The organism is Candidatus Accumulibacter contiguus, assembly GCF_036625285.1.
Taxonomy (GTDB): Bacteria; Pseudomonadota; Gammaproteobacteria; order Burkholderiales; family Rhodocyclaceae; genus Accumulibacter; species Accumulibacter contiguus.
The window spans coordinates 1,146,616-1,172,661 of record NZ_JAZKUC010000002.1; the positions used below are offsets into that span (position 1 = coordinate 1,146,616).

22 protein-coding genes are annotated in these 26,046 nt (G+C 63.2%); 7 read left to right on the forward strand and 15 right to left on the reverse strand.

Going from position 1 to position 26,046, the window contains the following annotated elements:
- The first annotated feature begins 142 nt into the window (after positions 1-142).
- Positions 143-7,714: an SdrD B-like domain-containing protein gene (locus V5B59_RS24085; RefSeq protein WP_332352433.1), complete on the forward strand. Its 7,572-nt coding sequence runs from the start codon at positions 143-145 to the stop codon at positions 7,712-7,714.
- 152 nt (positions 7,715-7,866) lie between these two features.
- Here the strand turns inward: V5B59_RS24085 and selD are convergent, their stop codons facing one another.
- The 5 genes from selD to hemN all read right to left on the reverse strand — a co-directional run bounded on the left by selD (position 7,867) and on the right by hemN (position 13,823).
- Complete coding sequence (selD, locus tag V5B59_RS24090) at positions 7,867-8,979, reverse strand: selenide, water dikinase SelD (RefSeq protein ID WP_169071410.1); 1,113 nt, start codon at positions 8,977-8,979, stop codon at positions 7,867-7,869.
- A gap of 97 nt (positions 8,980-9,076) precedes the next feature.
- A complete protein-coding gene (locus V5B59_RS24095; protein WP_034911155.1) occupies positions 9,077-9,283 on the reverse strand; it encodes a heavy-metal-associated domain-containing protein in 207 nt (68 codons plus the stop codon).
- A gap of 34 nt (positions 9,284-9,317) precedes the next feature.
- A complete protein-coding gene (locus V5B59_RS24100) occupies positions 9,318-11,564 on the reverse strand; it encodes a heavy metal translocating P-type ATPase (protein ID WP_169071409.1) in 2,247 nt (748 codons plus the stop codon).
- Positions 11,561-12,244 carry a sulfite exporter TauE/SafE family protein gene (locus tag V5B59_RS24105; protein ID WP_169071408.1) on the reverse strand — a complete coding sequence of 228 codons (684 nt, stop codon included), beginning with the start codon at positions 12,242-12,244 and terminating at the stop codon, positions 11,561-11,563. Before V5B59_RS24105 ends, V5B59_RS24100 begins: the two co-directional genes overlap by 4 nt.
- A 181-nt stretch (positions 12,245-12,425) precedes the next feature.
- Entirely contained in the window at positions 12,426-13,823 is a 1,398-nt protein-coding gene (gene hemN / locus V5B59_RS24110) for an oxygen-independent coproporphyrinogen III oxidase (RefSeq protein WP_169071407.1), read from the reverse strand.
- A gap of 124 nt (positions 13,824-13,947) precedes the next feature.
- On the opposite strand from hemN, the gene fnr reads away from it, so the two are divergent.
- Positions 13,948-14,691 (forward strand): fumarate/nitrate reduction transcriptional regulator Fnr, encoded by a 744-nt coding sequence (fnr, locus tag V5B59_RS24115; RefSeq protein WP_034913074.1) that lies wholly within the window; start codon positions 13,948-13,950, stop codon positions 14,689-14,691.
- A gap of 21 nt (positions 14,692-14,712) precedes the next feature.
- On the opposite strand, the gene V5B59_RS24120 is transcribed toward fnr, so the two are convergent.
- The 4 genes from V5B59_RS24120 to V5B59_RS24135 are packed head-to-tail and all read right to left on the reverse strand — an operon-like array spanning position 14,713 to position 17,111.
- A complete protein-coding gene (locus V5B59_RS24120; RefSeq protein ID WP_169071406.1) occupies positions 14,713-15,096 on the reverse strand; it encodes a SirB2 family protein in 384 nt (127 codons plus the stop codon).
- Positions 15,093-16,412 (reverse strand): hypothetical protein, encoded by a 1,320-nt coding sequence (locus V5B59_RS24125; protein WP_169071405.1) that lies wholly within the window; start codon positions 16,410-16,412, stop codon positions 15,093-15,095. The genes V5B59_RS24120 and V5B59_RS24125 overlap by 4 nt, the downstream gene beginning before the upstream one ends.
- A 7-nt stretch (positions 16,413-16,419) precedes the next feature.
- Complete coding sequence (locus V5B59_RS24130) at positions 16,420-16,653, reverse strand: DUF2249 domain-containing protein (RefSeq protein ID WP_034913056.1); 234 nt, start codon at positions 16,651-16,653, stop codon at positions 16,420-16,422.
- Complete coding sequence (locus tag V5B59_RS24135) at positions 16,650-17,111, reverse strand: hemerythrin domain-containing protein (RefSeq protein WP_034913053.1); 462 nt, start codon at positions 17,109-17,111, stop codon at positions 16,650-16,652. The genes V5B59_RS24130 and V5B59_RS24135 overlap by 4 nt, the downstream gene beginning before the upstream one ends.
- Before the next feature lie 100 nt (positions 17,112-17,211).
- Between V5B59_RS24135 and V5B59_RS24140 the strand changes: the two genes are divergently transcribed.
- From V5B59_RS24140 to V5B59_RS24155, 4 genes are all read left to right on the forward strand, one after another.
- Positions 17,212-17,655 carry a universal stress protein gene (locus tag V5B59_RS24140; RefSeq protein ID WP_034913051.1) on the forward strand — a complete coding sequence of 148 codons (444 nt, stop codon included), beginning with the start codon at positions 17,212-17,214 and terminating at the stop codon, positions 17,653-17,655.
- Between the two features lie 29 nt (positions 17,656-17,684).
- Positions 17,685-18,371 carry a retropepsin-like aspartic protease family protein gene (locus V5B59_RS24145; protein WP_169071404.1) on the forward strand — a complete coding sequence of 229 codons (687 nt, stop codon included), beginning with the start codon at positions 17,685-17,687 and terminating at the stop codon, positions 18,369-18,371.
- A 12-nt stretch (positions 18,372-18,383) separates the two neighbouring features.
- Complete coding sequence (locus V5B59_RS24150) at positions 18,384-18,644, forward strand: hypothetical protein (RefSeq protein WP_034913048.1); 261 nt, start codon at positions 18,384-18,386, stop codon at positions 18,642-18,644.
- 112 nt (positions 18,645-18,756) lie between these two features.
- Complete coding sequence (locus tag V5B59_RS24155) at positions 18,757-19,284, forward strand: CoA pyrophosphatase (RefSeq protein ID WP_248594992.1); 528 nt, start codon at positions 18,757-18,759, stop codon at positions 19,282-19,284.
- Here the strand turns inward: V5B59_RS24155 and V5B59_RS24160 are convergent, their stop codons facing one another.
- On the reverse strand, positions 19,285-19,755 hold the full coding sequence (locus V5B59_RS24160; RefSeq protein ID WP_169071402.1) for a hypothetical protein: 471 nt from the start codon (positions 19,753-19,755) through the stop codon (positions 19,285-19,287).
- Between the two features lie 241 nt (positions 19,756-19,996).
- Between V5B59_RS24160 and V5B59_RS24165 the strand changes: the two genes are divergently transcribed.
- Positions 19,997-21,178, forward strand: a complete 1,182-nt coding sequence (locus tag V5B59_RS24165) for an acetyl-CoA C-acyltransferase family protein (RefSeq protein ID WP_169071401.1) — start codon at positions 19,997-19,999, stop codon at positions 21,176-21,178.
- Positions 21,179-21,359: 181 nt separating this feature from the next.
- On the opposite strand, the gene bioD is transcribed toward V5B59_RS24165, so the two are convergent.
- From bioD to bioA, 5 genes are read right to left on the reverse strand one after another with little or no spacing between them, the layout of a single operon-like run.
- On the reverse strand, positions 21,360-22,052 hold the full coding sequence (gene bioD / locus V5B59_RS24170; RefSeq protein ID WP_034913311.1) for a dethiobiotin synthase: 693 nt from the start codon (positions 22,050-22,052) through the stop codon (positions 21,360-21,362).
- A complete protein-coding gene (bioC, locus tag V5B59_RS24175; RefSeq protein WP_169071400.1) occupies positions 22,049-22,819 on the reverse strand; it encodes a malonyl-ACP O-methyltransferase BioC in 771 nt (256 codons plus the stop codon). Before bioC ends, bioD begins: the two co-directional genes overlap by 4 nt.
- Positions 22,800-23,564, reverse strand: a complete 765-nt coding sequence (locus V5B59_RS24180; protein WP_034913306.1) for an alpha/beta fold hydrolase — start codon at positions 23,562-23,564, stop codon at positions 22,800-22,802. The genes bioC and V5B59_RS24180 overlap by 20 nt, the downstream gene beginning before the upstream one ends.
- Positions 23,561-24,715, reverse strand: a complete 1,155-nt coding sequence (gene bioF, locus V5B59_RS24185; protein ID WP_169071399.1) for an 8-amino-7-oxononanoate synthase — start codon at positions 24,713-24,715, stop codon at positions 23,561-23,563. The genes V5B59_RS24180 and bioF overlap by 4 nt, the downstream gene beginning before the upstream one ends.
- Complete coding sequence (bioA, locus tag V5B59_RS24190) at positions 24,712-26,043, reverse strand: adenosylmethionine--8-amino-7-oxononanoate transaminase (protein ID WP_169071412.1); 1,332 nt, start codon at positions 26,041-26,043, stop codon at positions 24,712-24,714. Before bioA ends, bioF begins: the two co-directional genes overlap by 4 nt.
- Positions 26,044-26,046 lie beyond the last annotated feature (3 nt).

A 26,046-nucleotide genomic window follows, 5' to 3' on the forward strand; every position in this document is an offset into this window, starting at 1 on the left:
CCTTGCTTAACACATACTGAATCATCTATATTTTGGAGACCAAGCCATGCCCCAGCCTACCATCACGATTAGTTCGCTCTGGAGTTATTGGAGAGAAAGCGCCCAGCAACGGCTCGATCACCTTCCGGCGAGCTATCTGGACTTGACCCTGTCCGGCAATTCTTATTACCAAGGGCTGGGATGGCTGGATGGCTGGTGTCTTAATCCAGACCTCAATATCACCGGCGACGGCTCCTCCTATGCGGCAACCATCTATTCCAGTTATGAGTTGAACTTGCTGCCAGGTGGCCTCGTCCTGACAAAGGGAAATCTGGATCTCGTCAATTGGGTGCTCAATCAGGATTACACGTCCGGCTCAACGTTCAATTACGGTGAGGTCCAGTCGGCAATCTGGGTACTGATGGGATTTCCCAAGTATATCACTGGCCAAGATATCGTGGCTGATGGGCCGGTAAGCTCCGCTGACGTTGACGCGATCGTCCTCGCGGCCAACAGTCACGATGGATTTGTTCCAGACAATAATCAGTATATTGGTGTCGTTCTGGATCTGGGAAGTGCTCGCCAACCAATCATCACGAAAGTTCATCCGGCCAGTCTGGGTGATTATGTCTGGGAAGACAAGAACACCAATGGCATTCAGGATGACGGTAACACCGGCATTAATGGGGTGACAGTCAATCTTTGGCGCGACCTCAATAGCAATGGCATCTTTGATGGTGGAAACGAGTTGCTCGCGACGACCAGCACGCATCAAAATGGCGGTGTTGATGGTTACTACGAATTCAAGGGCCTGACCCCGGGACTCGATTATCAAGTACAGTTCACCGCCCCTGCTGGCATGCTCTTCACCAGTCAGAACGTCGGCGACGACACGCAGGATTCCGACGTCAGCCCGACGGGCCTGAGCCAGATCGTCACGCTGACCGCGGGCGAGCACAACCCGACCATCGATGCCGGCGTCGTCCTGCAGTCCGCCAGCCTGGGCGACCGGCTGTGGGTGGATAGCAACGCCAACGGCCAGCAGGACGACGGCACGACCGGGATCAGCGGCAAGACCGTGACCCTGATCGGCGGCGGTACCGACGGCAAGATCGACGGCGTGGGCGACACCACGGCGACCACCACCACCGGCGCCGACGGTTTCTATCAATTCAAGGGCCTGACGCCGGGCGTCGAATATCAGGTGCAGTTCAGCGACCTGCCGGCCGGCTACCTGTTCACCAGCCAGAACGTCGGCAACGACGCTTCCGACTCCGACGCCGACACCACGACGGGCAAGACGCAGATCGTCACGCTAGCGCCGGGTGAGTACAACCCGACCCTCGATGCGGGCGTGGTGATTCCTCTCGCCAGCCTGGGCGACCGGCTGTGGGTGGATAGCAACGCCAACGGCCAGCAGGACGACGGCACGACCGGGATCAGCGGCAAGACCGTGACCCTGATCGGCGGCGGTACCGACGGCAAGATCGACGGCGTGGGCGACACCACGGCGACCACCACCACCGGCGCCGACGGTTTCTATCAATTCAAGGGCCTGACGCCGGGCGTCGAATATCAGGTGCAGTTCAGCGACCTGCCGGCCGGCTACCTGTTCACCAGCCAGAACGTCGGCAACGACGCTTCCGACTCCGACGCCGACACCACGACGGGCAAGACGCAGATCGTCACGCTAGCGCCGGGTGAGTACAACCCGACCCTCGATGCGGGCGTGGTGATTCCTCTCGCCAGCCTGGGCGACCGGCTGTGGGTGGATAGCAACGCCAACGGCCAGCAGGACGACGGCACGACCGGGATCAGCGGCAAGACCGTGACCCTGATCGGCGGCGGTACCGACGGCAAGATCGACGGCGTGGGCGACACCACGGCGACCACCACCACCGGCGCCGACGGTTTCTATCAATTCAAGGGCCTGACGCCGGGCGTCGAATATCAGGTGCAGTTCAGCGACCTGCCGGCCGGCTACCTGTTCACCAGCCAGAACGTCGGCAACGACGCTTCCGACTCCGACGCCGACACCACGACGGGCAAGACGCAGATCGTCACGCTAGCGCCGGGTGAGTACAACCCGACCCTCGATGCGGGCGTGGTGATCCCCCCCGCCAGCCTGGGCGACCGGCTGTGGGTGGATAGCAACGCCAACGGCCAGCAGGACGACGGCACGACCGGGATCAGCGGCAAGACCGTGACCCTGATCGGCGGCGGTACCGACGGCAAGATCGACGGCGTGGGCGACACCACGGCGACCACCACCACCGGCGCCGACGGTTTCTATCAATTCAAGGGCCTGACGCCGGGCGTCGAATATCAGGTGCAGTTCAGCGACCTGCCGGCCGGCTACCTGTTCACCAGCCAGAACGTCGGCAACGACGCTTCCGACTCCGACGCCGACACCACGACGGGCAAGACGCAGATCGTCACGCTAGCGCCGGGTGAGTACAACCCGACCCTCGATGCGGGCGTGGTGATTCCTCTCGCCAGCCTGGGCGACCGGCTGTGGGTGGATAGCAACGCCAACGGCCAGCAGGACGACGGCACGACCGGGATCAGCGGCAAGACCGTGACCCTGATCGGCGGCGGTACCGACGGCAAGATCGACGGCGTGGGCGACACCACGGCGACCACCACCACCGGCGCCGACGGTTTCTATCAATTCAAGGGCCTGACGCCGGGCGTCGAATATCAGGTGCAGTTCAGCGACCTGCCGGCCGGCTACCTGTTCACCAGCCAGAACGTCGGCAACGACGCTTCCGACTCCGACGCCGACACCACGACGGGCAAGACGCAGATCGTCACGCTAGCGCCGGGTGAGTACAACCCGACCCTCGATGCGGGCGTGGTGATCCCCCCCGCCAGCCTGGGCGACCGGCTGTGGGTGGATAGCAACGCCAACGGCCAGCAGGACGACGGCACGACCGGGATCAGCGGCAAGACCGTGACCCTGATCGGCGGCGGTACCGACGGCAAGATCGACGGCGTGGGCGACACCACGGCGACCACCACCACCGGCGCCGACGGTTTCTATCAATTCAAGGGCCTGACGCCGGGCGTCGAATATCAGGTGCAGTTCAGCGACCTGCCGGCCGGCTACCTGTTCACCAGCCAGAACGTCGGCAACGACGCTTCCGACTCCGACGCCGACACCACGACGGGCAAGACGCAGATCGTCACGCTAGCGCCGGGTGAGTACAACCCGACCCTCGATGCGGGCGTGGTGATCCCCCCCGCCAGCCTGGGCGACCGGCTGTGGGTGGATAGCAACGCCAACGGCCAGCAGGACGACGGCACGACCGGGATCAGCGGCAAGACCGTGACCCTGATCGGCGGCGGTACCGACGGCAAGATCGACGGCGTGGGCGACACCACGGCGACCACCACCACCGGCACGGACGGTTTCTATCAATTCAAGGGCCTGACGCCGGGCGTCGAATATCAGGTGCAGTTCAGCGACCTGCCGGCCGGCTACCTGTTCACCAGCCAGAACGTCGGCAACGACGCTTCCGACTCCGACGCCGACACCACGACGGGCAAGACGCAGATCGTCACGCTAGCGCCGGGTGAGTACAACCCGACCCTCGATGCGGGCGTGGTGATTCCTCTCGCCAGCCTGGGCGACCGGCTGTGGGTGGATAGCAACGGCGATGGCCAGCAGAATGACGGCGCGACCGGCATCACGGGGCAGACCATCACCCTGATCGGCGGCGGTACCGACGGCAAGATCGACGGCGTGGGCGACACCACGGCGACCACCACCACCGGCGCCGACGGTTTCTATCAATTCAAGGGCCTGACGCCGGGCGTCGAATATCAGGTGCAGTTCAGCGACCTGCCGGCCGGCTACCTGTTCACCAGCCAGAACGTCGGCAACGACGCTTCCGACTCCGACGCCGACACCACGACGGGCAAGACGCAGATCGTCACGCTAGCGCCGGGTGAGTACAACCCGACCCTCGATGCGGGCGTGGTGATTCCTCTCGCCAGCCTGGGCGACCGGCTGTGGGTGGATAGCAACGGCGATGGCCAGCAGAATGACGGCGCGACCGGCATCACGGGGCAGACCATCACCCTGATCGGCGGCGGTGCCGACGGCAAGATCGCCACGAGCGGCGACAACACCACGGCGACCACCACCACCGGCGCCGACGGTTTCTACAAATTCACGGGGCTGACCCCGGGCGTCGAATACCAGGTGCAGTTCAGCAAGCCCGCGGGGTACAACTACACCGGCCAGGATCTGGGCGGCGACGACACGAAGGACTCCGACGTCAGCCCGACGGGCCTGAGCCAGATCGTCACGCTGACCGCGGGCGAGCACAACCCGACCATCGATGCGGGTCTGGTAACGCCCAAGATCGACATCGAGAAGACCACCAATGGGCCGAGCAACAGCAATTCGACTGTGCCCGACTACGACAACGAGGACGCGGCCAACGGCGCCGGGGTTCCGATCCTGACACCAGGTACGAACGTCACCTGGACCTACCAGGTGACCAATACGGGCAGCGCAACATTTGAGAAAAACGCTGTGGCGATCGTCGACGACAATGGAACGACCAATACCGCGGACGACCTCTCGGTGGCCAACGGCAAGATTACGTTCCAGAGCGTACAGACCGGTGATGCCGATACTCTCCTGGAGCCTGGCGAGGTGTGGCTATACCAGGCGACCGGTACCGTCCAGAACCTGACGACTGCGGGCGCCGCGACCACCTTCGACTTCTCGGGCAGCAGCGCTACGGACGGGAGCGACGGCAACGTTCGCACCTTCACCTCCGGCGCACTGTCGGTCAAGACCAGCGCCTTCAGCCGCGATCAAAGCACCGGAGCCTGGGCGCAAGCCTACCTCGGCAGCTACGGCGGCGGACTCGGCGTGACCGACAGCAGCGAGAGCGGCAGTGGCGACACGCATACAGTGGACAATATGGGCGGCCGGGACAACTACGTGCTGTTCGAGTTCAATCAGAACGTGGTCGTCGACTCGGCCTTCCTGGGCTATGTCGTCGGCGACAGCGACCTGTCGGTGTGGATCGGCACGCGCAGCGACCCGTTCAACAACCATGACACCCTGCTCAGCGACGCCGATCTCACCGCGCTGGGGTTCACCGAGGTCAATCTGACCGACCTCAGTACGACCCGGCTGGCCGACCTGAACGCCGGTAACTTGTCCGGTAACGTGCTGGTGATTGCCGGCTGGACGGGCGATACCACGCCGGAGGATCGGTTCAAGATCGAGAAACTGACGGTCCAGCCGGTCTCGGGGGTCTATGAGAACAAGGCGACGGTGACGGCTCCGGGTGCACCTTCCGACTCCGACCTCAGCCACTACAAGAACCCCGTAGCGCCGACCCCGACGCCGAAGATCGACATCGAGAAGACCACCAACGGACCGAGCAACAGCAATTCGACTGCGCCGAACTACGACAACGAGGATGCGGCCAACGGCGCCGGGGTGCCGATCCTGACACCCGGTTCGAGCGTCACCTGGACCTACCAGGTGAGCAATACGGGCAACGTGGCCTTTGCGAAAAGCGCTGTGGCGATCGTCGACGACAACGGCACGACCGCAAGTACCGCGGACGACCTCTCGGTGGCCAATGGCAAGATCACCTACCAGTCGGGCGACAGCAACGCCAACAATCAGTTGGACCCGAACGAGGTTTGGCTGTACAAGGCCACCGGCATCGTCCAGGACCTGACGACTGCGGGCGCCGCGACCACCTTCGACTTCTCGGGCAGCAGCGCTACGGACGGGAGCGACGGCAACGTTCGCACCTTCACCTCCGGCGCACTGTCGGTCAAGACCAGCGCCTTCAGCCGCGATCAAAGCACCGGAGCCTGGGCGCAAGCCTACCTCGGCAGCTACGGCGGCGGACTCGGCGTGACCGACAGCAGCGAGAGCGGCAGTGGCGACACGCATACAGTGGACAATATGGGCGGCCGGGACAACTACGTGCTGTTCGAGTTCAATCAGAACGTGGTCGTCGACTCGGCCTTCCTGGGCTATGTCGTCGGCGACAGCGACATGTCGGTGTGGATCGGCACGCGTAACGACCCGTTCAACAACCATGACACGATGCTCAGCGACGCTGAACTCACCGCGCTGGGGTTCACCGAGGTCAATCTGACCGACCTCAGTACGACCCGGCTGGCCGACCTGAACGCCGGTAACTTGTCCGGCAACGTGCTGGTGATTGCCGGCTGGACGGGCGATACCACGCCGGAGGATCGGTTCAAGATCGAGAAACTGACGGTCAGGCAGTCCTCCTCGGGCGTTTATGAGAACAAGGCGACAGTGACGGTTCCGGGTGCCTCTTCCGACTCCGACCTCAGCCATTACAAGAATCCGGCTGCGCAACCCGTTCTCGCATCGCTCGGCGACCGCGTCTGGGAAGACCTCAATGCCAACGGGGTTCAGGATACGGGTGAGAAAGGGATCAGTGGAGTGACCGTCAAGTTGCTCAACTCGTCGGATGGCACCGTCGCTACCACCACCACCGATGCCAACGGCAATTACCTCTTCAGCAATCTCACTCCGGGTGACTACAAGGTGCAGGTGGTGGCGCCTACGGGTTACTACGTTTCGCCGAAGGATCAGAGTGGAAACGATGCGACCGACTCCGACATCGATCCGGCAACCGGGAAGACCGTTCTCACGACGCTGATCAACGGTGAAAACGACCTGAGCTGGGATGCGGGCCTCTACCGCAAGGCTTCGGTCGGCGACAAGGTCTGGGAAGACAAGAACCACAATTTCATCCAGGATAGCGGTGAACCCGGCATCGGCGGGATCAAGGTCAAGTTGATTGGCGCTGGAGCGGATGGGGTTTTCGGCAACGGCGACGACCCGGCGGTGCGCACCACCACCACGAATAGCAGCGGCAACTACAGCTTTACCAATCTCGATCCAGGTAAGTACAAGCTCGAGTTCGACAAGGGCAATATCATGTACAACGGTGTCAACATGAACACCTGGTATTGGGCCGGCAAGGATCAGGGCACGAACGACGCGATCGATAGCGATATTGGCACGTCGGGGGTGAGAACTTTGGTCAACATCAGCCAAACGGACGCCTTTTCGCTGGTTTCAAACCAGTACGACCCGACCCGCGACGCCGGCATCACGCCGATCGTCATCGACCTCGATGGCAACGGCATCCAGACCGTCAGCCGCGCCGCTTCCGGTGGCAGTTTCGACCTCTTCGGCAACGGCAGCGCAGTGGCTTCGGGCTGGATCTCGGGCGGCGATGGTTTCCTGGCGGTCGACAAGAACGGCAACGGCAAGGTCGACAGCATCAGCGAACTGTTCGGCGGCACGGCCAAGGGTGCGGGTTTTGCGCAACTGACCGAATATGACAGCAATGGCGATGGCCTGGTCAATGCTGGCGACACAGCCTTTGCCGATCTGAGGATCTGGCGGGACATCAACGGTAATCACCAGACCGACGACGGCGAACTGATGACACTTGCCGAGGCCGGCGTGAGTCAGTTGGTCACGGCTTACACCGAGTTGCCGTTCCTGGACCGTCAGGGTAACGTGCATCTCGAGCGCAGCAGCGCGACGATGTCCGACGGGCAGACGGTGGACATGACCGACGTGTACTTCAACGTGTCGGCTGAGGACGCTGCTGCTGCTGGCGTCACGCTGACCGGGATCGCCGAATTGCTGAACGCCGCCGGTAGTCAAACGTCGGTCGACGCTGGGTGGCTGTTCGCGTAAGCGGTTCCTGCATCAGTTGCCGGCGCGTACCCATCGCGCTGGCCGGCTGCTGCCTTCAAGCGGACACAAGCGCGGGAGAACACCGCGGGCGTTTTTCCTTCGGCTGAAGTCGATGGGTTGCAAGGGGGACACTGCAAGGTGTCCCCATTTTTTTAGCCGGCCTGGCTCTTGAGCACGTACACCTGCGGCTTGCCTTCGCAGATCTCTCCGATCACCGTGGCGTGGTCGAATCCTTCCTGCAGAAAAATCGCCAGGACTTCGGTGACCACTTCGGGGGCACAGGCGACCAGCAGGCCACCGCTGGTCTGCGGGTCGGTCAGCAGCGCTTGTTCGGGGTCGCCGAATTGTTTCTTCTGGAGACTGACGTGCTCGCCATAACTCGCCCAGTTGCGCCCGGAAGCGCCGGTGATACAGCCTTTTGCTGCGTAATCGAGCGCATTCGGCAGCAAGGGCAGGGCCGTGTAATCGATCTTTGCCGAAACGCCCGAGGCCTTGCAGATTTCAACCAGGTGGCCGAGCAGACCAAAACCGGTGACGTCGGTCATCGCGTGTACGCCGGACAGGCAGGCGAGCGCGCGGCCCGGCGTGTTGAGCTGCGTCGTTGCGGCGATCATCGCTGTGTAGCATGCGTGCGACAACAGCCCTTTCTTCAGCGCCGCGCTGAAGAAACCCACCCCGAGTGCCTTGCCGAGAATCAGCTGGTCGCCGGGGCGGGCGCCGGAATTGCGTTTGAGGTTGTCCGGATGCACCAGGCCGATGGCGACGAGGCCGTAGATCGGCTCGACCGAGTCGATGGTATGTCCGCCGGCAATCGGAATGCCTGCCCTGGTGCAGATGGACTCGCCGCCTTCGAGAATCCGTTTGATGGTGGCCAGCGGCAGCTTGTTGACCGGCATGCCGACGATCGCCAGGGCCAACAGCGGCACGCCTCCCATGGCATAGACATCGGAGAGCGCGTTGGTCGCGGCGATGCAGCCAAAGTCGAAAGGATCATCGACGATCGGCATGAAAAAATCGGTGGTCGCCACCAGCGCCTGCTCGGCGTTGAGTTGATAGACGGCAGCGTCATCGCTGGTCTCGATACCGACCAGCAGTTGTCGAGGCACGATCGCTGACGAGGTCTTGGCGAGGATCTGTTCGAGTACGCCGGGAGCGATCTTGCATCCGCAACCGCCGCCGTGCGAGAACTGCGTCAGTCTGATCGCTGCGGTCGAGGGGGCTTGCGGTGCAACAGCTTCGTTGGTTCCGGTTTTTTTTCTGGACATTTTTCTTGACCAAGCAGGGCGGGTGTGCGGTGTGTGACAGGTGATGGCGAAGATCGCTACGCGGAAACATTCGTGAGTCGCTGACGCGACTTGCACATTAACTGGCGTCGAATCCCGCTTCTTCGACCACCTGCCGCAACTCGGCGGCACTCACCAGTGCTGGGTCACAGGCGACGCTGGCCTGCCCAGAAGCGAGGGATACCTCCACCTGCTCGACACCGGGCAGCGCCCGGAGGGCGGCGGTGACACTCTGCACGCAGCCCTGGCAACTCATCCCGGCTACCGCAATCACGATTCTTTCCATCAGACCTTCCCATCAGAGAGTCTGGCGCCTGGCCTTACTTGCCACCGGCGCGCCAGCGTTTGAGGAGCAGCGAGTTGGACACCACCGAGACCGAACTCATTGCCATTGCGGCGCCTGCGATCACCGGATTGAGCATTCCCAGCGCCGCCAAGGGAATGCCGAGCACATTGTAGATGAACGCGCAGAACAGATTCTGCCTGATTTTCCGTAGCGTCGCACGCGAAAGCAGGATGGCATCGGCGATTCCGTTGAGATCGCCGCGCACCAGCGTCACGTCGGCTGCCGCAATGGCGGCATCGGATCCGGCCCCGATGGCGAAGCTGACGTCGGCGGCCGCCAGTGCCGGCGCATCGTTGATTCCGTCACCGACCATCGCCACCACCGCCTTGCCGGTCTTCAGCGCATTGACCGCCGCCGCCTTGTCCGCGGGCAGGATGCCGGCGTGGAAATCATCGATACCGGTCTCCTGGGCAATCGCCGTGGCGGTTTCGAGATGGTCACCGGTCAGCATCACGACGCGGATTCCCATGCCCTTGAGACGAGCCACGGCGGCACGCGAGGTTTCGCGCAGTGGGTCGGCGATGGCCAGGAGCGCCAGTGCAAGGAAGCCATCGTCTCCGGCAGATGGGGTGATGCGCTTCTCCATCAGGACCACGACGGTCTTGCCGGCGCGCTGCAGGGTATTGACCAACTCCTCCGGCAAGGCCAGGCCGTGGCAGCCGTCCAGCGCGGCCAGCCGCAGCCGGCGCCCGGCGACCCGGCCTTCGACGCCGCGACCGGGAATCGCCTGAAACTCGTCAAGTTCCGGCAAGACCGTCCCGGCGGCCTGTGCGTGCTGCAGGATGGCCCGCCCCAGCGGATGTTCCGATCCCTGTTCCAGGCCAGCAGCCAGCGCCAGCGCTTCCTCGGCCGACGCCGCCAAAGGGACAAGATCGGTGACGAGCGGTTCGCCGCGCGTCAGGGTGCCGGTCTTGTCGATCGCCAGTATGCTGACCTTCTCGGCGCGCTCGAGCGCTTCGGCATTCCTGACCAGGATGCCGGCTGCGGCGCCCTGACCGCTGGCGACCATGATCGCCGTCGGCGTGGCCAGCCCGAGGGCGCAGGGACAGGCAATCACCAGCACCGCCACGGCATTGACCAGCGCGCTGCTGAAAACGCCGGAAAAAGCCCACCAGGCGATCAAGGTAAGCAGGGCGATGGCGCAGACGACCGGTACAAATATTGCCGAAACCCGGTCAGCGAGTCTCTGCACCGGCGCTTTCGACCCCTGCGCTTCGGCCACCATGCAAATGATTCCGGCGAGCAGGGTGTGCTCGCCAACGCTGCTGGCCCGGCAACGCAGCATTCCCTCCCCGTTGGCGGTGGCGGCAAAGACGCGGTCGCCGCGGCGCTTGGCCAGCGGCATGCTTTCACCGGTGAGCATGGCTTCATTGACGTTCGACGAACCGTCGATCACCTCGCCGTCGACCGGCAGGCTTTCGCCGGGACGGACAATGAAGATGTCCCCTGGCACCAGCAGAGCGGCGTCGATGTCGAGCAGTCGTCCGTCGCGTTCGACACGGGCCGTTTTCGGTTGCAGGCGGATCAGCGCCTCGATGGCCTCGCTGGTCTTTGCCTTGGCGCGTGCCTCGAGCAGCTTGCCGAGCAGCACCAGCGTGATCACTGCCGCCGAGGCCTCGAAATAGACATGCAGGTCGGCAGCATGCGACAGGGTGACGACCAGGCTGAAGCCGTAAGCCATGCTGGTACCGAGCGCGACCAGCACGTCCATATTGGCACCGCCAGCGCGCAAGGCTTTCCAGGCGCCATCGTAAAAACGCCAGCCGATCCAGAATTGTACCGGTGTCGCCAGCAGCAGTTGCAGCCAGCGAGGCAGGAAATCCTGGTGAGCGTGAACGTCGGCATCGAACATGCTCAGCATTTGCGCGGTCAGCGGCAGCGTCAGCGCGGCCGAGATCCAGAAACGACGCAATTCGGCCCGCTCGCTGGCGCGTTTTCTTGCCTTTTCGTCCGCCTGAGAACGATCATCGGCCAAACGGCCAGTGAAGCCGGCGCGCTCGACGGTGGCGATCAGTAGCGCTGGCGCGACGACGCCGGGAAGGTAACGAACCGTCGCTCGCTCGGTCGCCAGATTGACTACCGCGTCTACCCCAGGCAGACGGTTGAGCATTTTTTCCAGCCGTGCCGAGCAGGCCGCGCAGCTCATGCCGGCGATGGCCAGCTCAAGAGTCTGCGGCGGCAGGTCGCTGGGCAGCCGAGAATCGGGGCCTGATTCGCTCATCCGCTGCGGAGCACCTGTGGCGCCAGTCCCAGCACCCCGAGCAGTCCCCAGATGCCAAAACCGAGAATCAGCAGGCCGCAAGCCAGCCGGACCCCTGGTTTCATGGCATAGGCCTGGAGGCGGGCGGCGAGCAGACCGGCGAGCAGCAGATTGGGCAGGGTGCCGACGCCGAAGGCCAGCATCAGGCCGGCCCCATGCACCGTAGAACCGCTGGTGAGGGCGGTTGCCAGGGCACTATAGACCAGCCCGCAGGGCAGCCAACCCCACAGCAGACCGAGCGGAAAGGCCTGCGCCACGGTGCGTGCAGGCAGATAGCGGCGGCTCAGCGGTTGCAGATGCCGCCACAGCTTCTGGCCGCAGCGCTCGCTGAATGCCAGCGCCCGGGTGACGCCCATCAGGTAGAGACCCAGCGCGATCAACATCGCGTTGGCGAGCAGGTAAAGGACGGTGCGAACCGGCCATTGACCGGACAGGGCCATGCCGGCTTCTCCGAGCGCACCGGCCATGGCGCCGGCGGTGGCATAGCTGACGATGCGGCCGCTGTTGTACGCCAGATGCAGGGCGATGCTTGCAGGGGCACCCATCGACAGCGCGCCGACGATGCCGCCGCACATCCCGACGCAGTGCGTACCCCCCAGCAGACCGATCAACAACAGGGCAAGATAGCTGGATTCAGGCATCAGTGTGAAAGTCGCGTCAGCGACTCATGACTTTCATGATCGGGGGTGCCCAAATAGGTCATGACCGTTCGTGGCAAGTGGTAGCGCCGGGCAGGCAGTACGCCGATTCTACTCCTTCCGGCTGATCGCCCGTTGTTCGGGTCATCGTTACGAGACTCGGCAGCGGTTCTGCCTGCCGCGTTCAGATCACCTTCGAGTAGCGGGTACGCTGTCGGTCGGCGCGCAGATAGCGGTCGAAGACCATCGAGATCGCTCTGACCAGCATACGGCCGCGCGGCAGCACGCTGATCCATTTGTCGTCGACACGAACCAGGCCGGCGTCGACCATTTCGTGGAGGTCGCCGAGTTCGGTGGCGAAATAGGTCTTGAAGTCGATCAGGTGGGCAATTTCGATCGACTCGATCGACAGTTCGAAATGGCACATCAGCGATTGAATGATCGAACGCCGCAGCAGGTCATCCGCGTTCAGCTCGATGCCGCGGTAGACCGGCAGGGTGCCGCTGTCCAGCCGGTCGTAGTATTCGTCGAGGGTCTTCACGTTCTGACTGTACGTGGGTCCGACCTTGCTGATCGACGAGATGCCGAAGGCCAGCAGATCGCAGTCCGAATGCGTCGAATATCCCTGGAAGTTGCGGTGCAGTCTGCCCTGCCGCTGCGCGACCGCGAGTTCATCGTCGGGTTTCGCGAAGTGGTCCATGCCGATGTAGACATAGCCCGCATCGGTCATCCTGCGAATCGCCAGGGCAAGAATCTGCAGACGCGCGTCGGCGGAGGGCATGTCCGACTCCAGGATGCGGCGTTGCGGCTTGAACAGGCTGGGCAGGTGGGCATAGTTATAGATCGAGACGCGATCCGGACCAAGTTCGATCACGCGCTCGAGGGTGCGGCCGAAGCCCATCACCGTCTGCTTCGGCAGGCCGTAGATCAGGTCGACGCTGATCGACTTGAAGCCGGTGGCGCGTGCTGCGTCGATGACGGCGCAGGTTTCTTCCTCGCTCTGCACACGGTTCACGGCCAACTGGACGCTCGCATCGAAATCCTGCACGCCGACGCTCATGCGATTGAAACCCAGGTCGCCGAGCAGTTCGACGGTGGCGCGATCCACCTTGCGCGGATCGACTTCGATCGAGTACTCGCCACCCTCGATCAGTCTGAAGTGCCTGCGTGTCGCGGCCATCAACTGACGCATCTCGTCGTGTGACAAAAAGGTCGGCGTACCGCCTCCCCAGTGCAACTGTGCCACTTCCTGATCGCCGCCTTCGAGATAGCTGCTCTGCAGTGCCAGTTCGCGTGCCAGGTATTTCAGGTATTTGGCGGAACGGCCGTGGTCCTTGGTGATGATCTTGTTACACGCGCAGTAATAGCAGATGGTGTTGCAGAAGGGAATGTGGAAGTACAATGACAGCTGCCGGCTGATGGCGCCAATATTGCGCTTGCCGAGCCAGAGTCTGGAGGCCTCCGCGCCAAAGGCTTCAACGAAGCGGTCTGCGGTCGGATACGACGTGTAGCGCGGACCGTTGATGTCGAAACGGCGGATGATCTGAGGATCAAAAACCAGGTTGCCTGCGGCAGAGTTCATGTTCCCACGACACTAATTGTTGTCTGCATTATCGGGCCGAGGCGATGCCGTCGGGTTGACGTGGATCAAACGCAGGGTTAATGTGAAAGTCGCGTATGCGACTCACGAAGAGAAAAAAGATCAGATGTCCAAAGATGCCGCGACTGCGAGGCTGGCCTTTGAAATCGTGAAAACCGCCTGTTCGAACTGTAACCTCCGCGAGCTGTGCCTCCCCATCGGCCTCGCTCCGGAGGAACTGAAAAAGCTCGACGAACTGGTTTCCGCGCGCCGGCGACTGAAACGAGGCGATTATCTCTATCGCGCCGGGCAGGTCTTCGAATCGATCTACGCGGTGCGCAGCGGTTTTTTCAAGACCGACGTGCTGATCGAGGATGGCCGTGATCAGGTCACAGGTTTTCAGATGACCGGCGAGTTGCTCGGCCTTGACGGCATCAGCAGCGAAATTCATACCTGTAATGCCATTGCCCTCGAAGACAGTGAAGTCTGCGCGATTCCCTTCTCGCATCTCGAAGGGCTGTCGAGACAAATCCACACCCTGCAGCATCACTTCCACAAGGTGATGAGCCGCGAGATCGTTCGCGACCACGGGGTGATGATGTTGCTCGGGACAATGCGCGCCGAGGAACGTCTGGCGGCATTTCTCCTCAATCTCTCGCAACGTTTCAAGGCCCGCGGCTACTCGCCTGCCGAATTCAATCTGCGCATGTCGCGCGACGAAATCGGCAGCTACCTCGGCCTCAAACTGGAAACCGTCAGTCGCACCTTTTCGCATTTCCAGGAAGAAGGGCTGCTCGCCGTGCATCAAAGAAAAATCCGGATTCTCCATACCGAAGGCCTGAAAAAACTGATGACTCACCAGCGTACTTAGGCAGTAGTCGCTTCAGGCCAGCTAGGCCATGAAGCCATAGGGGCTGCGCGTCAAGGCCACGGCAACGATGTAGGCAAATGCAGTGACTGCGGCGACCAGAAAGACGGCTCTCTGCGCCTTGCTGCGCGCGCGTTTGAGTGCCATCGTCCCACAGCCGATGTAGATCAGCAGACCGGCCAGCTTGGCGGTCAACCAGGCGGCGGCGAAGGGATATTGACCGCTGAGCACGGCCAGGGCGATCGCGCTGGTCAGCAGGACGGTGTCCACCAGATGAGGCAATACCCGTATTCCTGGTCGCTGCAGCCAGGAGGAGTCCGCCAGCATCCACAAACCACGCAGGAGGAAGCCGGCACCGCTGAGCACGACACAGCCAATGTGTAGATGTTTCAGGAACAGGTAGCTCATCGAGGGCCTTGCTCGGCGGGCGTGGACGCAGCTCGGATGGCGATCTTCAAGCGCTGCTGCCGATAACACGCACGGGCGGTCAGCAGGTTGCGCAGCAGCCAGGCGTTGGCGAGCAGCAGCGCGAGTCCGGCCGGATAACTGAAGTACCCGGGCCAGAACGCGGTGGCCAGCAGCAAGGCCAGCGCCAGGAAGTGGGCGTACATCTGCCGGTCGATCTGACGCGCGGCGATCACCTTGTTCATGTTCGGTGCCAGCACCCGTCCACCGCCCAGATTCTGCAGGTGCAACCAGACCAGAAAAGGAACGATCTTGTAGAGCATGCCGATCATCACCGACAGGCCACCGCCAAACAGTGCCAGCACACCGCAGAGCAGCGACCATTCCTGCTCCTCGGCGAGTACCGGCAGATGGTTTGCCGCCAGCGACAGCACGCAGCTGGCCAGCGTGCACCGCATCGCCAGTCGCCAGTAATGCTGGGTCGCGTCGAAGCGGGTGCGCTTGCTGCGGCTCTGGAGTTGCAGCGTCAGCACCGCCAGTGCGGCAACTGTCAGCAGCACTGCGTCTGCCAGCAGCGCTGCCGGCCATTCCCAGCCAGCGCCCGCAGCGATACTCCACAGGCACAACAGCGCCAGCAGGGAGCCGGCGAAGCGGCCCGTGAACCAGGCCGGATAGGGCGGCGTGATCTGGAACATCGGTACGACCACGAAGGCGACGCTCGCCAGCAAGAGGACGCTCCAGCCGACGAAGCCCCAGGCAAGGTGAATCGACGTCAATTGCAGCAGCGGCACGGTCAACGATCCGGCGAGCGCCATTGCCAGCAGCATTCCGAGGCCGACGGTCATGCCCAGACCGGGTAATGCCATTTTCATGCCGCGAATGGTGGGATTGCTCGATGCCACCCCGTACAGAGCATGGCCAGCGGCGCCAAGGAAGAGTGCCACGCCGCTGCCCAGCAGCAGCGCCGCCAGGCGGAATGCAAGTGGCTCGGAAGTCAGAAAGCCTGCGGCCAGCAGCAGCGCACCCGAGGTGAGCGCGACATGCACCAGGGTCGCCAGCAGCAGCGGTTGCGCGATGTTCGCTCCGGCCACTACCGGCAGAATCTGGATCATCGCCCCGAGCATCACCTGCAGCATGAATCCGGCGCTGATCAGATGCGTCAGTGCCAGCGCTGCGGGTGTCCAGCGCGAGGCCCACAGTTCCGGCCCGCTCCACAACAGAAGCATGCCGGCGAGCAGGGCGAACAGCGGAGCAGTGAGAAAAAAGCGGAACGGTGCGGCAAACGGCGGCGCCTGGTCAAACGACAGCAGCGCCTGCATTGAATATTTATGGTTTATGCTGGATCAGGACTTCCACCGTGCCGTCAGGCCGGTACGCCGTCTGCCAGGAGAAGCCATTGATCTCGAGCGCCCGGTAGAGCGGGTAAGGTTCGCGGGGGAGCAGCACCAGGAGTTTCTGGGTGGTGCCCAGTTGATCGAGCGCTTCCATGCTGCGCAGCATCGGCTCGGGCGGTTCGAGGCCGCGCGCGTCGATGACGATGTCGGCATCGATCCTGGTCATGTCGGGACTTTTTCGGATCCGGTGAGCTGCTTCTGCAGTTCCGGCAGCAAGGCTTCGACCTGATCGGCCAGATGTTGATCACACATCGGATAAAGCACGTTCTCTTCCTTGAGGTTATGTTGCTGCATCATGATCAACAGCGTTTCGGCAGTGCCAGTATAATCGTCTGCGTCCTGCTCGGCCAGCGCCGCTGCGGCGGCGGCGAGCAATTGTCGCATCTGCGCATGCTCGCCGCGCATCACCTGCGTAGGCCCCCGGTACATGCCGGTGCTCTGTTCAAAGAGCGGAAAGAGGAGCGATTCTTCGGCCGCGAAATGATCCTGCATCGCCTCCTGAAAACGACCGAATCCGGTCCTCGCCAGTTCCCAGTCGCCGCTGGCGACAGCCTGCTCGACCGCGACCATCAGATGGTCACAAGAGCGATGATCGTTGGCCATGAAATTCGTGATCGTGTGCATGCAGAAACCTCGCTGAATTAACACTATCATTGTCTGGCGGATGCTTGCCGCCAACCATGACCAATATCAACTAAAATGAATTCTCTGTGGAGGAAATGCCATGTTCAAACACATCCTTGTCCCTACCGACGGCTCCGAGCTTTCCCAAGACACTGCCCGTCGGGCAATTTCCTTCGCCAAGGAGACTGGCGCGCGCATTACGGCGTTCTTCGCCAAACCGGAATACCCGGTCACTTATTATGGTGAAGGGGCGCTGATCGACCCGACGACGCCCGAGAAGTTTGCCGAACTTGCTGAGCAACAAGCCCAGCAGACGCTGGATTTCGTCGTCGAACTCGGCGCGGCCGAGGGTGTCCAGGTCGCCAAGCTGTCGCTGACCAGTGACGTTCCCTATCAGGCGATCATCGACGCTGCGACCGAAGCCGGCTGCGACCTGATTTTCATGGCCTCGCATGGTCGTCGCGGTATCACCGCCCTGTTGCTCGGCAGCGAAACCAACAAGGTGCTGACGCACTCGAAGATTCCGGTGCTCGTTTACCGCTGATTCCGCCAGGCTTGCCTGCAGAGTACGTTATGGTCGAGCACTGCATTCGCCGGGGTGGCCGCTGGCGTTGCGGCTGGACGGCGATTCGGCAGATACTCTGCCTGTCATTGTGCACGCTCTACTGGCCTGCACTGGCGGCTGACGTCGGGCTGGCCGGTGTCTTTCCAGGAAAGGCTTTGCTGACCATCAATGGTGGGGCGCCGCGAACCGTGGCCGTCGGCGCGAAAACCGACGAAGGCGTCAAGGTGCTTTCGGTCGATAATGACACCGCCACTATCGAGATCGACGGAAAGAAGCGTATCCTGCGGGTTGGGCAGAACGTCGCGTCGCAACCCTCGGGCGATGGGGGTGGCAAGGCGGTCTTGACGGCTGACGGCAGTGGCCACTTTCTGACCACGGGAAACATCAACGGAACGACCATTCGCTTTCTTGTGGATACCGGTGCCACAATGATCTCGCTCGGTGCCGGCGATGCGCGGCGCATCGGGATTGACGCCAGCAAAGGACAGCGGGGGATCACCAATACGGCCAATGGCCCGGCGTCGGTGATTCATGTCAAGCTGGATACGGTACGGGTTGGCGAGATTGTCCTGAATAATGTCGATGCCCTGGTGCATCAGCAGGATCTGCCGTTTGCCCTGCTGGGCATGAGTTTCCTGAACCGGATGGAAATGCAGCGCGATGGTCAGACCATGACTCTCAGGAAGCGCTACTAGGAGAAGTCGAATATGCCTCACCGCGACGAAAAAGTATCGATGTTGGGCCACGAACTCGAACTCTTGATGGGCGAGCGGCAGAGGCTACTGCAGGTCGTCGGTGCAACTGCCGCACTGGTCGCCTCTCTGGACAGCAGTCTGCTGCCGCAGGGAGCCATCAAGTCCGCGAATCTGGTTTCGAGCTCGCTCAATGCCCTGCCCGAAGAAACCTTGCGCGACGCGCTGGCCGCGGTGCGTGCCGAGATCGAGAAGGAAGTGCGTGTCCGTACCTGAGGCCCTGCTCGAGCCTGCGATCGGGTCAGCGTTCGGGTCAACAGCCGGCAGCGGCGTCGTGGACCTCGACCGAGTACGCCAGGTTCTGCACCGCGAGCCTGCGCTGGCGACGATGGTGCTCGAAGACGGTGTCGGTGATGAGGAATTGCTGCCGGCCGCCGTGCTCTTCCCGATCGTTCGACGCATCGCTGGGCCGACGGTATTGCTGACGCAGCGCACCGCGCATCTGAAGGATCATCCCGGGCAGATCAGTTTCCCGGGCGGGCGGCGCGAGCCGACGGACACTTCGCCGGCGCATACGGCCTTGCGCGAGGCAGCCGAGGAGATCGGTCTGGCCGCCGAGCATGTCGAAGTCGCCGGCTACCTGCCGGAATACCTCACCAGTACCGGCTTTCGGGTCACCCCGGTGGTGGCTCTGGTGAACCCGCCCTTCGAGTTGCAGCTCGACGCGTTCGAGGTGGCCGAGGCATTCGAGGTGCCGCTGGCTTTTCTGCTGGATTCCGCCAACCACCAGCAGCATTCGCTCCACTACCGCGGCAGGCTTCGTCACTACACCGCGATACCATACCGAGAGTACTTCATCTGGGGAGCGACAGCAGGGATCATTCTGTCCCTCTGGAGGGCACTTGCCAAGGGGTGATCAATCGAGCACCAGCGCGAGTTTCACCAGAAACTGCTTCGCCTTGTTCTGGTCGGGTGCAGCGCGCAGCGCTGCACGGAGTTTTCCGACCTTCTTGCGGAGATCGTCGGCGGTCTCTGCCTGCTCGATCTCGGCGATCAGTGTGCCTGCCTGCGAACCCAGCAATTCCTGCAAAGATCGGACGGTGTAGCTTTTGGCGAGGCTGATGTCCTCGTCGGCTGGTGGTGGTGGTCGCCGAACGGCTGCTTTGCTCCCCAGCGCCTGTACCTGCACGAACCCGCCATCCAGCAGGGCAGCCAGTTGCTGTGCGCCCTCGGTGACGGAGGCGCCAAAGGCCAGCAACTGGTTTCCGGTACGCTGCCCATCGACCATGATCAACATGGCGCGCATGCGAAAAGGGAGGTGGCTCGCGCGGGTAGAGATCTCCTCGATGCCTTTGGGAGTTTTGCTGAAGACTGACGACAGATCCATTTCCGCCATTATACTGACATTCGGCTGGCGCTTCGCATGCGCGGAGCGACGCGGGAGTGATTTCCGAAGAGGGCAATTTCAGAAGCTTTGCACGGCGAACCTTTGCTATCATTGACTGGCTGCCGGCGCGGCTTGCTGCTGCGGATTTCGTGATGTCTGGCGTGCGCTGCTGCGGTGCTTGTTTTTGATGAGGCTTGCCAGTCTGGTAGGCGGTTGATCGATTATTTACAGGAGTTTCTTCATGAGCAGAGAAGTAGTTGTACTAAGCGCGGTCCGTTCAGCCATTGGCACCTTCGGTGGTTCGCTCGCCAATATGGAGCCGCATGAGCTGGCCGGCACCGTGATGAAGGAGTCGATCGCCCGTTCCGGTGTCGATCCGCAGCAAATCACTTACGTGACGGTCGGCAATTGCATTCCGACCGATTCGCGCTTTGCCTATGTGGCCCGCGTCGCCTCGATCCAGGCTGGTTTGTCGATGGATTCGGTGGCCATGGCCGTCAACCGTCTGTGCGCATCGGGCCTGCAGGGCATCGTGACGACTGCCCAGAACATCATGCTCGGCGACGCCGACTATGGTATCGGCGGTGGTGTCGAAGTCATGTCACGTGGTTCCTACATGTTGACGGCGATGCGCAGTGGTGCCCGCATGGGCGACACCAAGGCCATCGACATGATGGTCGCCACGCTCAACGACCCGTTCGGTGCGGGTCACATGGGCGTCACTGCAGAGAATCTCGCCAGCAAGTGGCATATCAGCCGTGAAGAGCAGGACGCCTTGTCCGCCGAGTCGCATCGCCGTGCTGCCGCTGCCATCGCCGAGGGCCGCTTCAAGTCGCAGATCGTTCCGATCGTCATGAAAACCCGCAAGGGCGATGTCGTGTTCGATACCGATGAACATGTCAAACCGGCGACGACGATCGAAACCCTGGCCAAGATGAAACCCGCTTTCAGCAAGGACGGGACAGTGACCGCCGGCAATGCCTCCGGAATCAATGACGGTGCCGCCTTTATGGTGCTCACCGCTGCCGACGTCGCCGCCAGTGCTGGTCAGAAGCCGATTGCCCGTCTCGTTGCCTACGCCGTTGCCGGTGTGCCGAACGAACTCATGGGCGAAGGTCCGATCCCGGCGACAAAAGCGGTGCTCAAGAAGGCCGGCCTGACGCTCGATCAGATGGACGTCATCGAGTCCAACGAAGCCTTTGCCGCGCAAGCCATTGCGGTCAACAAGGGGCTCGGCCTCGACCCGGTGAAAACCAATCCGAATGGTGGGGCAATCGCCCTCGGCCACCCGGTCGGCTGCTCGGGCGCTTTCATCGCGACGAAAGCGATCTACGAATTGCAACGTATCGGCGGCAAGTATGCGCTGGTCACCATGTGCATCGGTGGCGGGCAGGGCATTGCGGTGATTTTCGAACGCACCTGATCTTCGCTTTCTGAGTAGGTCGGGTTACGCTGCGCTAACCCGACCTACGTGCCCGGTCTTTAATGTGAAAGTCGCGTCAGCAACTCACGAAACTCCCCTCTCCACTTGCGGGGGAGGGGTCGGGGGAGAGGGAAACGGTCATGATTTTCATGATCGGGGGTGCCTGGAAAAGTCATGACCGTTAGACCGGCGATGGCGGCAAAGGCAGTCCCATAGCCGGTAACCGCAGACTGCGCGCGGCTTCTGCGGGTGTCGTGCCATGTGCGACGACGCCGAGCAGCGGCGCTGCCAGCCGTTGTTGCAGTGCCGCCAGGTTCTCGCTGAAATGGGACATCGCCGGATCGATGCGGTTGGCCACCCAGCCAGCCAGCGGCAGAGCGCAGGCAGCGATCGCCTGCTGGGTCAGCAGCGCATGGTTGATGCACCCGAGGCGCATGCCGACGACGAGAATCACCGGCAAGCGAAGCATGACCGCCAGATCGGCGGTGTCGCAGTCGGTGCCGAGCGGCACACGGAAACCGCCGACCCCCTCGACGAGAACCACGTCGGCGAGGGTCTGCAGCTTAGCAAAAGACGCGGCGATGTGCGGCAGCTCGATGCAACGGCCTTCCTCTGCGGCGGCGATGTGCGGCGCGATCGCAGCGCCGAATCCGTAGGGATTGACCAGCGAACGTGCGGGCTCGATCGACGAAGCCGCGAGCAGGCGTTCGACGTCCTCGTTGCGACCCTGCTCATCGAGACCGGCGGCGACCGGCTTCATCGCCACTGCGCTCAGCCCGGCCTGACGGCAGGCGTGCAGCAGCGCGCAGGCGACAAAAGTCTTGCCGATCTCGGTATCGGTGCCGGTGATGAACCAGCCGCGTGGGTCTGTCATTTTCTGGCGTAGGCAAGAATCACGTCGTAACGTGCCGGCAGACCGGCCGCCGTGCGGTGCGCTTCGTAGGCGGTCTGTACCCGCTGCCAGGCGGCACGCCCGAGCAGGCCGCTGCGCGCACCTTCGCCGACCGAGTTGGCGCCGATGTCCTTGACCGCACGCAACAGGGTTTTCAGGTCGGGGTAGTGCAGGCTGATGGTCTCGCGGTGCAGGCGGATTTCGCAGAAGCCGGCACCCGCCAGCGCTGCTTCGATCGTCGCTGGTTCGCTGAAAGTAAGGGTGTGGCGGTGGCGGTCGATGCCGCTGAAGGCCACGCGCAGTTCGTCGAAGGTGCCGGGACCGAGCGTACTCAGCGCCAGTTGTCCACCTGGGCGAAGGACGCGCCGCGCTTCCCGGAAAACGGGGCCGACAGCGCACCACTGCACGGTCAGGTTCGACCACCAGGTCGTATAACAGTCCGCCTGGCAGGGCAGGGCCTCGATGTCGGCAGCAAGGCAAAGGTCGGCGTCCTGGCGTGCCCGGGCCAGCATCGCTGGCGCGAAGTCTACCGCGGTAATCGTCGCATCTGGCCAGCGGTTGCGCAACAGGCGGGCGCCGTAGCCGGTACCGCAGCCGGCGTCGAGGATGCTGGTCGGTTCCGGAGTCGGTGTAAAACCTGCCAGCAGCGATTCGCAGACCTGTCGCTGCAGCACTGCAGCATCGTCATAGGAGGCTGCGGCGCGATCGAAGGATTCGCGGACACGCTGCCTAGGAGGCGGTTCGGGCATGGCAGAAATCGTCCAGCAGGGCTACGAAGCGATCGGGATCGGCAAGGAAGGGTGCGTGTGCGGCGCCGGCGAACACCTCCAGGCGGGCGTTCGGCATCGCTTTCGCCATGGACTTCGCCGCCGCGAGCGGGTTGAGCGTGTCCTGGTCACCATGGATGAGCAGGCTCGGTGTCGCAATCTTCGGCAGTAGCAAACGCAGGTCGAGGTCCCGAAGCCAGTCGAGGCCGCGGCGCAGCGTTTCCGGGTCAGGCAGTCGGCCGGCGCGCAGGCCGGCGCGCAGCGTGCGGCCAAGCGCCCGCGCCTGCTCGTCGCCCTGGTTCAGCAGCCCGACGAAACGCTGCAGGGTCTGTTCCGGTTGCTGCCGGATATTCTCCGAGAAGCTGTCGAGCAATTCCGGTGCCTGCGCCTGCTGCCAGTTGCCGCGCTGGACGAAACTGGCGCTGGCGCCGACCAGCACCAGGCCGGCGACGCGTTGCGGTGCGAGCAGGGCGGCGCGCATGGCCAGCATGGCACCGAGTGACCAGCCACAGAGGATCACCGAATCAGGGAGCGCATCGATCAGGCTCCGTGCCGTCTCGGTGAAATCTGCATCGCTGGCCGGTGACTGGCCGTAGCCGGGGAGATCGACGGGGTGCACCCGGCAGGATCGCGACAAGGACACGAGCAGCGGCTGCCAGACGGCGCTGCCGAGCCCCCAGCCGTGCACCAGCGCGAGTTCGGGATCCTTGCCGATGAGCACGCTCATGCCAGCGCTCGCAAGGCGTCGACCAGGCGGGCCAGATCGGCTTCGCTGTGGGCCGCGGTCAGCGACACGCGTAGACGCGCGCTTCCCCTGGGCACCGTCGGCGGCCGGATCGCCGGTACCCACAGGGCTCGCTCGAAAAGCGCGCTGGCGACCCGCAGGGCATCATGGTTGTCGCCGATGATCACCGGCTGGATCGCCGTCGGTGAAGGCAGTAGCTGCCAGCGCGTGTCTGCGAGTCCAGCGCGCAACTGCGCGACGAGTTGCCACAGATGCTGACGACGGGCATCGCCGGCAGCGATCAGGTCGAGACTGGCGGTCAGCGCGCAGGCGATGATCGGGCTGGCGGCGGTGGTAAAAATGTAGCTTCGCGCCCGCTGCTCCAGCCATTCGATCACCGTCGCGTCACCGGCGACGAAAGCACCGGCAGCGCCCGCTGCCTTGCCGAGGGTGCCCATATAGACGAGGCGCCTGGCCGCAGGAAGGTTGAAATGATCAAGGCTGCCGCGTCCCTGCCGACCGAGAACGCCGAAACCATGCGCGTCGTCGACCACCAGCCAGGCATCGAAGCGCTCGGCGAGCGCCAGCAGGCCGGGCAGGGGAGCGAGATCGCCGTCCATGCTGAACACCGCGTCGCTGAGGATCAGCTTGCGTCTGGCCGGGCTCGCGGCGAGCAGACGTTCGAGTACCGTCAGATCGCCGTGCGGGTAGCGCTGGCTGTCGGCGCGCGAGAGCTGCACGGCGTCGATCAGGGAGGCATGGTTGAGCCGGTCGGAGAACACCGCGTCGTGACGCCCGACCAGCGCCGGAACGATCCCCAGGTTGGCCAGGTAGCCAGTCGAGAAGAGCAGGGCGCGTGCAAAACCGGTGAACGCGGCGAGCTTCTCCTCGAGCACTGCGTGTGCGCCGAGATGGCCGCTGACCAGATGCGAAGCGCCGCTGCCGACGCCCCAGGCCCTGGCACCGGCGCAGGCGGCTTCGACCAGCGCCGGGTCATTGGCCAGGCCGAGGTAATCGTTGCTGCAGAAGCTGAGCAGTGAGCGGCCGTCAAGCCGGGCTAGCGGTCCGCAAGGGCATTCGAGAGTCCGGCGGTGGCGTTTGAGACCGTCACGCTGCAGAGTATCGAGTTCGCTTTGCAGTTCTTCCCAGATCATCTGCCGAGCGCCGCCTCGAGTGCAGCGCGGGCGCGATCCACGAGGAACGCGCATTGATCGCGGCTGATCACGTAGGGCGGCATGAAATAGACGGTATTGCCGATCGGTCGCAGCAGGATTTCGTTGGCCAGGGCCTGCCGGTAGAAACGTTGCGAGAACTCCGGATCGTCGGTGTGCACGTCGAACGCAGCGATCATGCCACGCTGGCGGAGGTGGCGCACCTGCGGGTGACCGGCCAGCGGTGCCAGGCAGTTGCCGAGATGCTCGGCGAGGCTGCGATTGGCGTCGATCACCTGCTCGTCGGCGAAGAGGTCGAGGGTTGCCAGGGCCGCCCGGCAGGCCAGCGCGTTGCCGGTGTAGGAGTGCGAGTGGAGAAAGCCGCGGCTGATCTGATCGTCATAAAAATCGGCGTAGACCGCATCGCTGGTCATGACGATCGACAGCGGCAGGTAGCCGCCGGAGATGCCTTTCGACAGGCAGAGGAAGTCCGGCTGGATCGCCGCCTGCTGATGGGCAAAGAAGGTGCCGGTACGCCCACAACCGACGGCGATCTCGTCACAGATCAGATGCACCTGGTAGCGGTCGCAGAGGGCACGCGCCAGGCGCAGGTATTCCGGATCGTACATCGCCATGCCGCTGGCACACTGGATCAGCGGCTCGACGATCAGCGCGGCAATGCGCGGATGGTGTCGTTCGAGATGGCTCTCGAGTGCGGCGGCCGCGCGGCGGGCGACCTCGACCGGGGTTTCCCCCGCCTCGGCGAGGCGTGCATCGGGCGTCGGCACGGTGCTGGCCGGGCGGATCAGCGGCGCGTAGGCGTCCTTGAACAAGGCGACGTCGGTGACCGCGAGCGCACCGATGGTCTCGCCGTGATAGCTGCCGGTCAGGCACAGGAATTCCTGCTTGTCCTGGCGACCGCGGTTCTGCCAGGAGTGGAAAGACATCTTGAGCGCGATTTCGGTTGCCGAAGCGCCGTCGGAAGCATAGAAACAATGGCCGAGCATGCCGCCGGCGAGTACCGACAGCCGCTCGGAAAGCTCGACCACCGGCCGGTGCGTGCAGCCGGCGAGGATGACATGTTCGAGTTCATCGAGCTGCTCGCGCAGCGCCGCATTGATGCGCGGATGGCAGTGGCCGAAGAGGTTGACCCACCACGAGCTGATGCCGTCGAGGTAGCGCCGGCCGTCGAAGTCATACAGCCAGACCCCCTTGCCGCTGGCGATCGGAAGCAGCGGCAGGGCCTCGGACGCGGCCGCATGCTGCTTCATCTGGGTGCACGGATGCCAGACGGCGTCGAGGCTGCGTTGCAGCAGATCGCGATTGCCCATCAT

Excerpts from the sequence above, each read along its gene's own strand:
- selD (WP_169071410.1), bottom strand. The coding sequence starts at position 8,979 with ATGTCCAGAAAAAAAACCGGAACCAACGAAGCTGTTGCACCGCAAGCC.
- V5B59_RS24095 (WP_034911155.1), bottom strand. The coding sequence starts at position 9,283 with ATGGAAAGAATCGTGATTGCGGTAGCCGGGATGAGTTGCCAGGGCTGC.
- V5B59_RS24100 (WP_169071409.1), bottom strand. The coding sequence starts at position 11,564 with ATGAGCGAATCAGGCCCCGATTCTCGGCTGCCCAGCGACCTGCCGCCG.
- V5B59_RS24105 (WP_169071408.1), bottom strand. The coding sequence starts at position 12,244 with ATGCCTGAATCCAGCTATCTTGCCCTGTTGTTGATCGGTCTGCTGGGG.
- hemN (WP_169071407.1), bottom strand. The coding sequence starts at position 13,823 with ATGAACTCTGCCGCAGGCAACCTGGTTTTTGATCCTCAGATCATCCGC.
- fnr (WP_034913074.1), top strand. The coding sequence starts at position 13,948 with ATGTCCAAAGATGCCGCGACTGCGAGGCTGGCCTTTGAAATCGTGAAA.
- V5B59_RS24120 (WP_169071406.1), bottom strand. The coding sequence starts at position 15,096 with ATGAGCTACCTGTTCCTGAAACATCTACACATTGGCTGTGTCGTGCTC.
- V5B59_RS24125 (WP_169071405.1), bottom strand. The coding sequence starts at position 16,412 with ATGCAGGCGCTGCTGTCGTTTGACCAGGCGCCGCCGTTTGCCGCACCG.
- V5B59_RS24130 (WP_034913056.1), bottom strand. The coding sequence starts at position 16,653 with ATGACCAGGATCGATGCCGACATCGTCATCGACGCGCGCGGCCTCGAA.
- V5B59_RS24135 (WP_034913053.1), bottom strand. The coding sequence starts at position 17,111 with ATGCACACGATCACGAATTTCATGGCCAACGATCATCGCTCTTGTGAC.
- V5B59_RS24140 (WP_034913051.1), top strand. The coding sequence starts at position 17,212 with ATGTTCAAACACATCCTTGTCCCTACCGACGGCTCCGAGCTTTCCCAA.
- V5B59_RS24145 (WP_169071404.1), top strand. The coding sequence starts at position 17,685 with ATGGTCGAGCACTGCATTCGCCGGGGTGGCCGCTGGCGTTGCGGCTGG.
- V5B59_RS24150 (WP_034913048.1), top strand. The coding sequence starts at position 18,384 with ATGCCTCACCGCGACGAAAAAGTATCGATGTTGGGCCACGAACTCGAA.
- V5B59_RS24155 (WP_248594992.1), top strand. The coding sequence starts at position 18,757 with ATGGTGCTCGAAGACGGTGTCGGTGATGAGGAATTGCTGCCGGCCGCC.
- V5B59_RS24160 (WP_169071402.1), bottom strand. The coding sequence starts at position 19,755 with ATGGATCTGTCGTCAGTCTTCAGCAAAACTCCCAAAGGCATCGAGGAG.
- V5B59_RS24165 (WP_169071401.1), top strand. The coding sequence starts at position 19,997 with ATGAGCAGAGAAGTAGTTGTACTAAGCGCGGTCCGTTCAGCCATTGGC.
- bioD (WP_034913311.1), bottom strand. The coding sequence starts at position 22,052 with ATGACAGACCCACGCGGCTGGTTCATCACCGGCACCGATACCGAGATC.
- bioC (WP_169071400.1), bottom strand. The coding sequence starts at position 22,819 with ATGCCCGAACCGCCTCCTAGGCAGCGTGTCCGCGAATCCTTCGATCGC.
- V5B59_RS24180 (WP_034913306.1), bottom strand. The coding sequence starts at position 23,564 with ATGAGCGTGCTCATCGGCAAGGATCCCGAACTCGCGCTGGTGCACGGC.
- bioF (WP_169071399.1), bottom strand. The coding sequence starts at position 24,715 with ATGATCTGGGAAGAACTGCAAAGCGAACTCGATACTCTGCAGCGTGAC.
- bioA (WP_169071412.1), bottom strand. The coding sequence starts at position 26,043 with ATGGGCAATCGCGATCTGCTGCAACGCAGCCTCGACGCCGTCTGGCAT.